Origin of the sequence: Salinicola endophyticus, assembly GCF_003206575.1 — a bacterium.
Classification (GTDB): domain Bacteria; phylum Pseudomonadota; class Gammaproteobacteria; order Pseudomonadales; family Halomonadaceae; genus Salinicola; species Salinicola endophyticus.
The window spans coordinates 447,466-460,057 of the sequence record NZ_PZJO01000003.1 but is presented as its reverse complement, the minus strand read 5'-3'; the positions used below and the strand labels follow the sequence as shown (position 1 = coordinate 460,057).

The following is a 12,592-nucleotide window of genomic DNA, read 5'->3' as shown; positions in this document are numbered from 1 at the left end:
GATGGCTGTCGCCTCCCGATCCCATCTCGGCGCCTGGCTCCCCGCCGGTTCTTGCCACGACCTGACGACCTAGAGCTTCCATCCCCTTCCCTTATCTTCTCGGTGATTGTATAAAATATAAAATCATCCAAACATTGCCCCACCCATCACCGCCCTCTCGGCACGGGAGCCCCCATGCAGCGTATCCACGTCATCGACTCCCACACCGGCGGCGAGCCGACCCGGCTGGTGATGTCGGGCTTCCCGGCGCTGACCGGCGACATGGCCGCCCAGCGCGATCTGCTGCGCGAGCACCACGATCAATGGCGGCGGGCCTGTCTACTCGAACCGCGGGGCAACGACGTGCTGGTGGGGGCGCTCTACTGCGAGCCGGTCTCGCCGGAGGCCAGCTGCGGGGTGATCTTCTTCAACAACACAGGCTACCTGGGCATGTGCGGCCACGGCACCATCGGCCTGGTGGCGTCGCTTTACCATCTCGGCAAGCTGAGTCCGGGCACCCATCGCATCGATACCCCAGTGGGGCAGGTCAGCGCCATCCTCCACGACGACGGTGCGGTCACCGTGGGCAACGTGCCCGCCTACCGCTATCGCCAGCGCGTACCGGTCGAGGTGCCGGGCTACGGCGTGGTGCATGGCGATATCGCCTGGGGCGGCAACTGGTTCTTCCTGGTGGGTGAGCACGACCAGGCGCTGACGCTGGCCAACGAGGAGGCGCTGACGGCCTTTACCTGGGCGATCCGCCAGGCGCTGGACGCGCAGTCCATCACCGGCGAGAACGGTGGCCACATCGACCATATCGAGCTGTTCGCCGCGGACACCCACGGCAACCCGCCAGCCGACAGCCGCAACTTCGTGCTCTGCCCCGGCAAGGCCTACGACCGCTCCCCCTGCGGCACCGGGACCAGCGCCAAGCTGGCCTGCCTGGCGGCGGACGGCAAGCTGGCCCCCGGCGAGACCTGGGTCCAGGCCAGCATCACCGGCAGCCGCTTCGAAGGGCGCTACGAATGGCAGGGCGATCGCATCCTGCCCTTCATCACCGGCAACGCCTATGTCACCGCCGATGCCACCCTGCTGATCGGCGATAGCGATCCGTTCGCCTGGGGCATCACCGCCTCCTAGGTGCCTACGCCCCACCCCTGACCGACATCCCAGAGGACAACCATGAGCGATTCCATTTTCAGCGGCTGCATCCCCGCGCTGATGACCCCGTGCACCGCAGAGCGCACACCCGACTATGACGCCCTGGTCGCCAAGGGGCGCGAGCTGGTCGATCTCGGCATGCGCGCGGTGGTCTACTGCGGCTCCATGGGCGACTGGCCGCTGCTCAGCGAGGCCCAGCGCCAGGAGGGCGTGGCGCGGCTGGTCGCCGCCGGCGTGCCCGTCATCGTCGGCACCGGCGCGGTCAATTCGAAGGAGGCGGTCTCCCACGCCGCGCATGCGGCCAAGGTCGGCGCGCAAGGGTTGATGGTGATTCCCCGGGTGCTCTCCCGCGGTACCTCCAGCAGCGCCCAGCGCGCGCACTTCTCGGCGATCCTGGCCGCCGCCCCCGAGCTGCCGGCGGTGATCTACAACAGCCCCTACTACGGCTTCGCCACCCGCGCCGAGCTGTTCTTCGCGCTGCGCGAGGCGTTTCCCAACCTGGTCGGCTTCAAGGAGTTCGGCGGCGCCGAGGACCTGCGTTACGCCGCCGAGCACATCACCTCCCAGGACGATGACGTCAGCCTGATGGTGGGGGTCGACACCCAGGTGGTGCACGGCTTCGTCGACTGCAACGCCAGCGGCGCCATCACCGGGGTCGGCAACGCGCTGCCACGGGAGGTTCTCAAGCTGGTCGAGCTCAGCCGCCAGGCCGCCACCGGTGACCCCGAGGCGCGGCGCCTGGCACTGGAGCTGGAGCGCGCGCTGGCCGTGCTCTCCTCGTTCGATGAGGGCGCCGATCTGGTGCTCTACTACAAGCATCTGATGGTGCTCAACGGCGATAGCGAGTACCGCCTGCACTTCAATGAGAGCGACGCCCTCACCCCGGCCCAGCAGCGCTACGCCGAGACCCAGTACGCCCAGTTCCGTGCCTGGTATGCACGCTGGTCGGCTGCCCTGGGCACTGCCTGAAGCACTGAAACGGCGCCGGGCCGGCACGGCTCAGTCGCGGCGGCCGGAGAGCTGCTCCCGCGTGGTGCGGTGCACGCTCTCCAGATGGGTGAGCATGGCGCGCTCGGCCGCCTCGGGGTCGCCTTCGGCGAGCGCCGCGACGATCGCGCCGTGTTCGCGATAGCTCTGGGCAATGGCCGCCGGCTCGTTCATCACCTGACGCCGCAGGGGCAGGCCGAAGGCGTAGAGCTCTTCGGCGTAGCGCGCCAGGATCGGGTTGCGGGCCTGCGCCGAGATCAGCTTGTGGAAGCGCTGATCCGAGAGCTGGAAGTGCACCGGCGAGGCGAACAGTTCACGCTGCGCCTCGAGCAGCCGCCGGAGCTGGGCAACACCCTCGGCATCGATATGGCGCGCCGCCAGCCGGGCGATCGCCGCTTCCACCACCGCCCGGCTCTCGAACACGCTGTCGAGGTCGAGCGGGTCGAACTCGCCCGCACGCTGTGCCGGGACCACGTCACGAAAGCGCGCGAGCTCTGCCTCGCCGGCAACGATCCGCGTCTTGCTGCCATGGGCGACGGCGATCAGCCCGGCGGCCTCGAGCCGCGCCATGGCGCCGCGCACCGTCTCGCGACTGACCCCGAATAGCTGCGACAGCGCGCGCTCCCCGGGCAGCTCGTCGCCATCCCGCAGCAATCCGGTGAGGATCATGTCGATCAGCTTGTCGGCGAGGAGCGCTTTCTTGGTCTTGCTCTGAAGCGTCTTCTCATGGGCGAAAGCGGGGTTGGGCATCGAACTCGTCTCTGAAACAGGCGTGATATCGTAGCGCGACGCCTCACGGCCTTGCACCGCTCCAGGCCGTGTCTGCATCGGGCCCGCCCCGGCATAGCCTGAGCCCGGACGGACTAGACATAGGTCTAGCACCATCGTGCCGGCGCTTGATGCGGCCCAGCAACACGGCTTACTGTCGCCCTACTGGTCTGGAAAGCCTACCAGCGTACCAGATATTCGACATCCCCTTTCGACACCCCCCTTTCGACATCCCCTAAGGAGCCGCCATGAAAATCACCCGTGTCCGCGCCCGCGTCTTCGAATGGAAAGGCGAGACCGTGCCGCCCATGCCGCACTTCTGCACCAACGCCATGGACGAGCTGTGGGACAAGGGCGACTCCATGGACACCTTCCGCTTCCACGGCTGGACCGCGGTGGAGGTGGAGACCGACAGCGGTCTGGTGGGGCTGGGCAACGTCGCTCTGGCACCCAGGGTGGCCAAGACGATCATCGATCACTATCTGGCGCCGCTGGTGATCGGCCAGGACCCGTTCGACTACGAGTACCTGTGGCAGCGCATGTACCGCGCCACCCTCGCCTGGGGGCGCAAGGGCATCGGCATGGCGGCGATCTCCGGGGTCGATATCGCGCTCTGGGATCTGATGGGCAAGGCGAGCGGTCAGCCGGTGTTCAAGCTGCTCGGCGGGCGTACCAAGGAGAAGATCCCCTGCTACGCCTCCAAGCTCTACAGCCGCGATCTCGCCAGCATGCAGCAGGAGGCGCAGTCCTATCTGGACCAGGGTTTCAAGGCGATGAAGATGCGCTGCGGCTACGGCCCCAACGACGGCCCCGAGGGCATGCGCGCCAATCTCGACCGGGTAGCCGCGGTGCGCGAGGTGATCGGCGAGGAGGTCGATCTGATGATCGACTGCTACATGGGCTGGAACCTGGACTACGCCAAGCGCATGCTGCCGCGGCTCGAGCGCTTCCAGCCACGCTGGGTCGAAGAGCCGGTGATCGCCGACGATATCGACGGCTACGCCGAACTCAACCGGCTCACCAGCATCCCGATCTCCGGCGGCGAGCACGAATTCACCCACTACGGCTTCCGCCAGCTGCTGGAGAAGCGCGCAGTGGCGGTAATCCAGTACGACACCAACCGGGTCGGTGGCATCACCGCGGCGCGCAAGATCAACGCCCTGGCCGAGGCGTTCTGCGTGCCGGTCATCCCCCACGCCGGCCAGATGCACAACTATCACCTGACCATGGCCTCGCTGGCCTCACCGATGGCGGAGTTCTTCCCGGTCCACGATGTCGAGATCGGCAACGAGCTGTTCTACTACCTGTTCGAGGGCGACCCGGCACCGGTCGATGGCCTGCTCGATCTGGACGACGCCACCCCTGGCCTGGGGCTGACACTCAATCAGCACTATCTCGAGCAGTTCCATATCATCGAGTGAGTTCGAGCGAACGGCGCGATCTTCTGCCGCGCCAAGGCCCGCTCTGACCGTCCCCTTGGCCCGCGCTAGCGCGGGCCTTCGCCCCCGAGCGCCGCCGGCGGATGGACGCCATCGGGGCATTTGTACACAATATGCAAAATCCCCACACAGTCCTCACATCATGCCATTCAAGACCCGGGCCCAGTACGTCGCCGACGACCTGCGGCGACGCATTCTCGGCGGCGAGTTCACCGGCGGTACCCAGCTGCGGCAGGATGGCCTGGCCAAGGATTACGGCGTCAGCCGGATTCCGGTGCGCGAGGCGCTGCTGACCCTGGAAGCGGAGGGGCTGGTCGAGTTCCACGCCCACCGCGGCGCCTTCACCACCGAGCTCTCGGTGGCCAAGATCCGCGAGCTGTTCGATCTGCGCGTACTGGTCGAGGGCTATGTGCTCGAGCGCGCCATTCCGCGGCTGACCCCGACGGACCTGGCCCAGGCCGAGGCGATCCTGAGCGACTACGACGCCGCCCTGGACGCCGGAAGCCAGATCGACAACTGGAGCGATTTCAACTTCGCCTTTCATCGCGCCCTCTACGCCCCCGCCGAGCTGCCCGAGGCGCTGGCGATGATCGGCCAGCTCAATACCAAGTCGGATCGCTACATCCGCATGCAGCTGCTCTACACCCGCCAGATCGAAAAGGCCGAGCGCGAGCACCACGCCTTGCTCGATCTCGCCCGCCAGGGTGACGTCAAGGGCGCCTGTCGCGTACTCGAACGGCATATCCTCGACGCCTGCGAGGGTATCGTGGCGGTGCTGGAGCGCAATCTGGCCAGCCAGGCATGAACGCCTAACGCCAGGGCACCGGGCTGTGCCCTGCGCCGTCATTTTCCCGGCAACCGCCCGCTGCCACCCGCCTTCCGCGGCCCTGGGCGCTGGCTTACCCATGCCCAGCGGGAGAGATCGACAAGCGCCGAGACGTCGGGCATATTGATTTTATACAATCTACAAAACCATCATCGTGATGCTCGCCAGGACGAGTCGTCGGCGAACTACCCACCGCGAGAAGCCTGCCCATGCCCACTACCGCCACCGCCTCCGACTCGCTGGACGCCCCGGCCTCGTCGGATGCCGATATCGCCGTGATCGGCGCGGGCGTCGTCGGCGTCTGCTGTGCGCTGGCCCTGGCGCGCCAGGGCCAGCGTGTGCTGGTGCTCGACCCCCAGCCGCCGGGCATGGGCGCCTCCTTCGGCAACGCCGGTCACCTGGCCACCGAGCAGGTCTTCCCCATCGCCGATGCCAGCATCCTCAAGCGCCTGCCATGCATGCTGCTCGACCCGCTGGGGCCGCTGCGCCTGGACTGGCGCCACCTGCCGCGCGGGCTGCCGTGGTTTGCGCGCCTGCTGTGGAACCTGCGTGCGGCCCCCTACCGCGCCAGCGTGGCCGGACTGAGCGCGCTCAACGGCGCCAGCCTGGACGCGTGGCAGCGCCTGCTGGCCTCGGTGGATGCCGGCACGCTGCTGCACCAGCAGGGGTCGGTCCTGGCCTACGAGAAGCCGGCATCGCTGCCGCTGCTGGAGGCGCTGGCCAAGCGCACCCGAGCCCAGGGGGTGCCGGTGGAGAGCTGGGATGCCGCTGCGCTTCACGCCGCCGCACCGGAGCTCTCGCCGCGCCTGCGGGGCGGGCTCTTCTTTCCCGCCACCGGACACTTCCTCAATCCGCTGCGGGTGGTGGAAACCCTGGCCGAGGCAGCCCGGCGCGAAGGCGTGCGTTTTCTCCGCGAGCGGGTGAGCGACGGCCACACCACAACGGAGGGCGTGACGCTGACCACCACTCAGCGCACGCTGCGGGTCGCCCGCGTGCTGATCGCCTGCGGCGCCCACTCGGCGCCGCTCACCGCGGCGCTGACCGGCATCCGCGTGCCGCTGGACACCGAGCGCGGCTACCATCTGATGCTACCCCGCGAGCAGGCGCAGCTGCCGTTCGCGGTCACCGCCTTCGAGCGCCGCTTCATCATGACACCGCTGCCCGACGGCCTGCGCCTGGCCGGCACGGTGGAGTTCGCCGGGCTCGAACGCCCGCCCAACCTGGAGCGTGCCTGGCAGCTACACCGCCTCAGCAAGGGGCTGTTCACGCATCAACTCGACATCACCGATGCCAGCGCCTGGATGGGCTTTCGCCCCTCGCTGCCGGACTCCCTGCCGATCATCGATCGCGCCCGCGGCGGTCGTGTGCTGCTGGCGTTCGGCCACCAGCACCTGGGGCTGACCCAGGCGGCGATCAGCGCCGAGATGATCGCCGCCCTGGCGCGCTCAGGCGATGACACCAGCGCCACCTCGGGCCCGAGCGCCGCATCACCCGCGCACGACCTGCCGGCGTTCGCGCCCTACCGCCTGACGCGCTTCGGCCGCGAGCGCTGAAGTGATGGACGCCGGGCCTTGGACTCAGCGGCGCGATAGCCGCAGCGGCATCTGTCGATTGACGTCCTTGTAGAGCAGATAGCGGAACGGCCCCGGCCCGCCGGCGTAGCAGGACTGCGGGCAGAAGGCGCGTAGCCACATGAAGTCGCCGGCCTCGACCTCGACCCACTCCTGATTGAGGTGATAGACCGCACGCCCCTCCAGCACGTAGAGGCCGTGCTCCATCACATGGGTCTCATCGAACGGAATCACCCCGCCCGGCTGGAAGGTGACGATGGTGACGTGCATGTCGTGGCGCAGATCGGCGGGGTCGACGAAACGCGTGGTCGCCCAGCGGCCGTCGGTATCCGGCATCGGCGTCGGTGCGATCTCCTGCTCGTTGGTGACGAAGGCCGGCGGCACCTCGATTCCCTCGACCACCTCGTAGGCCTTGCGGATCCAGTGAAAGCGCACCGCCTCGGCGGCGTGGTTGTGAAGCTGCCAGTCGCACCCCGGCGGCAGGTAGGCGTAGCCCCCCGGCGTCATGACATGCGCCTGGCCGGCCAGGGTCAGGGTCATCTCCCCTTCGACCACGAACAGCACCCCCTCGGCCTCCGGGTCCAGCTCGGGGCGCTGGCTGCCGCCGCCGGGGGCGACCTCCATGATGCTCTGGGAGAAGGTTTCGGCGAAGCCGGAGAGCGGGCGTGCCAACACCCACAGGCGGGTCTTCTCCCAATGCGGCAGGTAGCTCACGACGATATCGCTCATCACCCCCTTGGGGATCACCGCATAGGCCTCGGTGAACACCGCGCGGTCATGGATCAGCTGGCTCTGCGGCGGCAGGCCGCCATGGGGGGCGTAGTAGCGGCGTGGCGGCTGGGCGCTGCGGGGGGCGTCAGGTTGCGACATGGGTTCTCCTCGGTGAAGTCACGGCGCCGCCCGAATGGGTCGCGCTCGGGCGCGATACCCGGGCCAGCACACGCCAATGAAACATCAATGAAACGCGGATGAAACGGCAATGAAACCAGCGTAACGGAAGAGGGCTTTTCGCGGCCATCGAGTTGTGAAACTATCGATCAAACCCGAGCGCCTCCGCGACCCACGCAGGCCCAAGGGATCACCACAAGGATAATACGGGGATGGCATCACACCCCGCAGACACGCGCTCTCCGCCGGCTCGGCCGGCAATCACAACATCAACACGACAGAGAAGACGAAGCGTCCATGAGCCCATCATCCGAGGCGGATCTTGACCGTTCGCATAAGAAACGATCGTTTCACATCCCGCATATCTACGCCATCCTTTTCCCCTTCATCGTCCTCGCGGCCATCGCCACCTACCTGATCCCCGCCGGCGTCTACGAGCGCGTGCCGGGGCCAGCGGGACGCACCACCATCGACCCGGCCTCGTTCCACTACGTGCCCGCCACGCCGACCGGGCTGACCGATTTTCTGCTGGCGATCCCCAACGGCCTGATGAGTGCCGGTCAGGTGGTGTTCTTCACCCTGATCATCGGTGGCATGTTCGCGGTGCTGCGGCGTACCGGCATCATCGAACTGGGTGTGGATAACCTGACGCGCCACTTTGCCGGCCGCAGCCTGTGGGTGATTCCGGTGCTGATGACCCTGTTCGCCGTCATCGCCACGCTGATCGGCACCCAGGAGCTGTCGCTGGTCTATGTGCCGGTGATCCTGCCGCTGATGATCGCGCTGCGCTTCGACTCGGTAGTGGCTGCCGCGGTCGCGCTGTGTGCCACCACTGTCGGCTTCACCGCCGGGGTGCTCAATCCGATCAACACCGGGCTCGGCCAGCAGCTCTCCCACCTGCCGCTCTATTCGGGCTTCGGTCTGCGCCTGGTTGCGCTCATCGCCATGCTCGCGGTGGCCGTGGTGTGGGTGCTGCGCTACGCCCGCCGGGTGCGTGACGATGCCAGCGCCAGTCTGCTCGCTGACGACACCGGCGAGCACGACAAACGTCACCACTACCAGCATGCGCTGGAGGCCGACAAGCCGCGCGCCAGCGGGCGTCAGAAAGCCGCCATCCTGGCCGCCTTCGGCTTCTTCGCCATCCTGGTCTACGGCGTGCTCGGGCAGGGCTGGTTCATGCTCGAGATGGCGGGGCTGTTCATCATCATGGGGATCGCCGTCGGCCTGATCGCCGGGCTCAAGGTCGACGCCATCTGCGAAGGCTTCAACGAGGGCTTCCGCGACGTCATGGTCGGCGCCATGATCGCCGGTATCGCGCGCGCCGTGGCCGTGGTGCTGGAAGATGGCCAGGTGCTCGACACCATGGTCCACGGCCTCGGGGTCGCGGTGGGCGGCCTGCCCACGCTGTTCTCGGCGCTGGGCATGTATCTCGCCCAGCTCGGCTTCAACTTCGTGGTGCCCTCCGGCAGCGGCCAGGCGCTGGTGACCATGCCGATCATGGCGCCGCTCTCGGATCTCCTCGGGGTGACCCGCCAGACCGCGGTCCTCGCCTATCAGTTGGGTGACGGTATCGGCAACATTCTCTACCCCACCTCCGGCTACTTCATGGCCACCCTGGCGCTGGCCGGCGTGCCGTGGCAGCGCTGGGTGCGCTTCTTCCTGCCGCTGTTCGGTGCCTGGGTGGCGATCGCCGTGGCCCTGCTGCTGTTTGCCCAGGCCACCGGCTGGCAGGGCTAGGCGCTATACGAGAGCGGCCTGCGCTCGTGAGTCGGGCGCAGGGTTCGGGCAGCCCTTCAGGGGGCCAGCTCGTCGAGTGACTCATAGAGGTCGGTGATGCCATCGATCCGCGCCCGCCCCGATGCCAGCCGGCGGTGCAGCAGGGCGTTGGCCAGCAGGCAGATCAGGCTCATCGGCGCGGCGTAGCTGTCGAAGGCCGAGACGCTGTCCAGCGGACACGCCAACCGCCAGGTGACACGCTCGGCGTAGCGCGCGGTGGTGGCATCGCCGATCAGCAGGCAGGGTTGTCCGCGCGCCGCCAGGGTCTCGACCAGGGCGTCGAACACCCGCGGCCGGCGACGAAAGCCGAACAGTACCACCAGCGCATCGGCATCGAGCTCGGCGAGCTCCTCGGCCAGCGACTGGTTGGGCGCCGGCCACAGCGCCACACCGGGGCGGCACTGCAGCAGCTGCTGGCGCAGATGCAGCGCCAGCGGATAGCTGTTGCGATACCCCACCACCGCCAGCCGCGGCGCGCTGTCGAGCGCACCGATCACCGCTTCGAAGCTGGCCGCCGAGAGCCCCTCGAAGCAGTGCTGTAGATTCTCCTGCTCGCGGGCCAGGTGCCGGGCACAGCGCTCGGCACCCTCACCCAGGGCATCGCTGCCCGCCGCCAGCGGCACACCGAAATGGCGCAGCTCGCGGGCGTGGGCCTTGACCGCCTTGAAGTCGGCGTAGCCCAGACGCCGGAACAGCCGCGTCACGGTGGCCTTGGAGACCCCCGAGAGGCGCGCCAGGTCGGCGGCGCTGTAGATCGCGAGATCCTCGAAGTGATCCAGAATGAAGCTGGCGACGCGCCGCTCCTGCGGCGCCAGCTCGCCGAAGCGCTGCTGGAGCTGACGCCCGATATGGCCCTGCATACATGCGTTCCCTGACGATGGCTGCGGCCACTCTATCACCGATGCCAGCGCCCCAGACGCTGCCCTCGACGATCTCTCCCGCTCTGCGCTCAGGCCGGGTGGTGGCTGGCCCAGTGGCGGGCGATATCCACACGTCGGGTTATCCACACCCGGTCGTGGGCCTCGAGATGATCGAGGAAGCGCTGCAGCGCGCGGAAGCGCCCGGGACGCCCGATCAGTCGGCAGTGCAGGCCGATCGAGAGCATCTTGGGCGTCTCGGCCCCCTCCGCATAGAGCACGTCGAAGGCGTCACGCAGATACTGGAAGAACGGCTCGCCATGATCGAAGCCGGTGGGCGAGGCGAAGCGCATGTCGTTGCTGTCCAGGGTGTAGGGCACGATCAGATGGCGCTGGCTGCGCCCCTGGCTGTCGTCGACATCGCTCCAGAACGGTAGATCGTCGCCGTAGTAGTCGCTGTCGTAGAGGAAACCACCCTCGTCCACCAGCAGCCGCCGGGTATTGGGGCTATCGCGGCCGGTATACCAGCCCAGCGGGCGCTCGCCGTAGAGCGACTCGAAGATCGCCAGCGCGCGCTGCATGTGCGCCCGCTCCACTGCCTCCGGCACATGCTGGTAGTGGATCCAGCGATAGCCGTGGCAGGCCACCTCGTGGCCCAGCTCGCGGAACGCCTGGGCGGCTTCCGGATTGCGCTCCAGCGCCATCGCCACGCCGAACACCGTCAGCGGCAGACCGCGGCGTTCGAACTCCTTGAGCACCCGCCATACGCCGGCCCGAGAGCCGTACTCGTAGATCGACTCCATGCTCAGGTGGCGATCGGGATAGGCCTCGGCCCCGGCGATCTCGGAGAGGAACTGCTCGGAGTGCGCATCGCCGTGCAGCACGCAGTTCTCCGCGCCCTCTTCGTAGTTGAGCACGAACTGCACCGCGACGCGGGCCTGGCCGGGCCAGTTGGCCTGGGGCGGGTTGCGGCCGTAGCCGATCAGATCGCGGGGATAGCCATCATGCGCGGGAGAATTCATTGCAGGATTCCTGTTGTTCTCGTGCCCGTGTCCAATGCCGGTGCGTGGTCGGCGACACGAATATCCATGAATACAATAACAACATGAATTGTATCCATTCACTCTGCAAGCCTGCTCCATGAGGCACTGATGCGAACCTGTTGCCTCGCTGTCAGATACTGCATCAGGCGCTGTATACGAAAAAACCATCCGGGCATCGTCTGTAGTACAACGCCAACCTGCTGACATGGCCTAAGAAACAGTCTTTTCGGCGCCACAGAGGTGTCGTTAGCACCCATTGGCGAGCCTATCCTGCTTGCATTCCGAAAAAATCTCCCATAGATTTTTTGTATACAAAGACTATAGCTTGCCGCCCATGCGCCAGGCCTCGATGCCCTGCTGCTCCGTCGAGCGCCGTTCAGGAGTCACGCCACGATGCGGATTCGCGTCATCAATCCCAACACCACGGCCAGCATGACCACGACCATCGGCGAAGCGGCTTCGCGTATCGCTTCGCCGGGCACCGAGATCGTGGCCACGACCCCCAAGAGTGGCCCGGTCTCCATCGAGAGCCACTTCGATGAGGCCATCAGCGCCGTCGGCGTGCTGGAGGAGGTGATGGCCGGCGAGCGCGAGGGCGTGGATGCCTACATCATCGCCTGTTTCGGCGACCCAGGCCTGCTGGCCGCCCGCGAGCTGACCCGAGCACCGGTCATCGGCATCGCCGAGGCGGCCTTTCACATGGCCTCGCTGATCAGCACCCGCTTCTCCATCGTCACCACCCTGGGCCGCACCGGCATCATCGCCGAGCACCTGCTCGACCAGTATGGCTTTCGCCACCACTGTCGCCGCGTGCGCGCGGCCGAGATCCCAGTGCTGGACCTGGAGCATGACGGCGAGGCGGCGCTCAACCGCATCATCACGGAGTGTCGCCGCGCCCGTGACGAAGATGGTATCGGCGCTATCGTACTGGGCTGCGGCGGCATGGCCGACCTGACCGCTGAGATCAGCGACGCCGTCGGCCTGCCGGTGGTCGAGGGCGTGACCGCTGCGGTCAAGCTCAGCGAGGCCCTGGTGGGGCTGGGGCTGGGCACCAGCAAGTTCGGCGATCTGGCCTTCCCGCGCCCCAAGGCCTTCACCGGGCGCTTCGAGCACCTGTCTCACATGACCCCGAGCGAGTGACACACGCCATGAGGGCCGATCCATAACGCGCCCCGGGCCGCACCGTCAGCACGAAAAATAGCGTCACAGCAAAAACTAAAACCCGAGTAGCACGCCGCAAGAGTCCTCCCGGCTCCCGACCGGGACAACAACAACAGTGATCCCCTTCTTGCGAGGA

Annotated in this window: 11 protein-coding genes; 7 read left to right on the top strand and 4 right to left on the bottom strand. The window is 67.2% G+C overall.

All coding sequences use genetic code 11. From position 1 onward, the window contains the following. Positions 1-174 precede the first annotated feature (174 nt). A complete protein-coding gene (locus DOM66_RS08570) occupies positions 175-1,119 on the top strand; it encodes a 4-hydroxyproline epimerase (RefSeq protein WP_110689875.1) in 945 nt (314 codons plus the stop codon). A 42-nt stretch (positions 1,120-1,161) separates the two neighbouring features. After that, entirely contained in the window at positions 1,162-2,109 is a 948-nt protein-coding gene (locus DOM66_RS08565) for a dihydrodipicolinate synthase family protein (RefSeq protein ID WP_110689874.1), read from the top strand. Positions 2,110-2,139: 30 nt separating this feature from the next. On the opposite strand, the gene DOM66_RS08560 is transcribed toward DOM66_RS08565, so the two are convergent. Then, positions 2,140-2,877 (bottom strand): FadR/GntR family transcriptional regulator, encoded by a 738-nt coding sequence (locus DOM66_RS08560; protein WP_110689873.1) that lies wholly within the window; start codon positions 2,875-2,877, stop codon positions 2,140-2,142. Between the two features lie 266 nt (positions 2,878-3,143). On the opposite strand from DOM66_RS08560, the gene DOM66_RS08555 reads away from it, so the two are divergent. The 3 genes from DOM66_RS08555 (at position 3,144) to DOM66_RS08545 (ending at position 6,713) form a co-directional block, all read left to right on the top strand. Next, a complete protein-coding gene (locus tag DOM66_RS08555; RefSeq protein WP_110673646.1) occupies positions 3,144-4,316 on the top strand; it encodes an L-rhamnonate dehydratase in 1,173 nt (390 codons plus the stop codon). A gap of 160 nt (positions 4,317-4,476) precedes the next feature. Then, the gene (locus DOM66_RS08550; RefSeq protein WP_110689872.1) at positions 4,477-5,139 is read left to right on the top strand and encodes a GntR family transcriptional regulator; all 663 of its coding nucleotides are present in this window, start codon (positions 4,477-4,479) and stop codon (positions 5,137-5,139) included. A 230-nt stretch (positions 5,140-5,369) separates the two neighbouring features. Continuing rightward, positions 5,370-6,713, top strand: coding sequence for an NAD(P)/FAD-dependent oxidoreductase (locus tag DOM66_RS08545; protein ID WP_110689871.1), 1,344 nt, complete (start codon positions 5,370-5,372; stop codon positions 6,711-6,713). 24 nt (positions 6,714-6,737) lie between these two features. Here DOM66_RS08545 and DOM66_RS08540 read toward each other — a convergent pair whose 3' ends face one another. Further along, the gene (locus tag DOM66_RS08540) at positions 6,738-7,601 is read right to left on the bottom strand and encodes a bifunctional allantoicase/(S)-ureidoglycine aminohydrolase (RefSeq protein WP_110673649.1); all 864 of its coding nucleotides are present in this window, start codon (positions 7,599-7,601) and stop codon (positions 6,738-6,740) included. 315 nt (positions 7,602-7,916) lie between these two features. On the opposite strand from DOM66_RS08540, the gene DOM66_RS08535 reads away from it, so the two are divergent. Further along, positions 7,917-9,356, top strand: a complete 1,440-nt coding sequence (locus DOM66_RS08535) for a YfcC family protein (protein WP_110689870.1) — start codon at positions 7,917-7,919, stop codon at positions 9,354-9,356. A gap of 56 nt (positions 9,357-9,412) precedes the next feature. Here the strand turns inward: DOM66_RS08535 and DOM66_RS08530 are convergent, their stop codons facing one another. Together DOM66_RS08530 and puuE are read right to left on the bottom strand one after the other, a co-directional pair. Continuing rightward, positions 9,413-10,255: a MurR/RpiR family transcriptional regulator gene (locus DOM66_RS08530; RefSeq protein ID WP_110673651.1), complete on the bottom strand. Its 843-nt coding sequence runs from the start codon at positions 10,253-10,255 to the stop codon at positions 9,413-9,415. 89 nt (positions 10,256-10,344) lie between these two features. Next, the gene (gene puuE / locus DOM66_RS08525; RefSeq protein WP_110689869.1) at positions 10,345-11,274 is read right to left on the bottom strand and encodes an allantoinase PuuE; all 930 of its coding nucleotides are present in this window, start codon (positions 11,272-11,274) and stop codon (positions 10,345-10,347) included. A gap of 414 nt (positions 11,275-11,688) precedes the next feature. On the opposite strand from puuE, the gene DOM66_RS08520 reads away from it, so the two are divergent. Further along, positions 11,689-12,435 (top strand): aspartate/glutamate racemase family protein, encoded by a 747-nt coding sequence (locus DOM66_RS08520; protein ID WP_110689868.1) that lies wholly within the window; start codon positions 11,689-11,691, stop codon positions 12,433-12,435. The last annotated feature ends 157 nt before the right edge of the window (positions 12,436-12,592 follow it).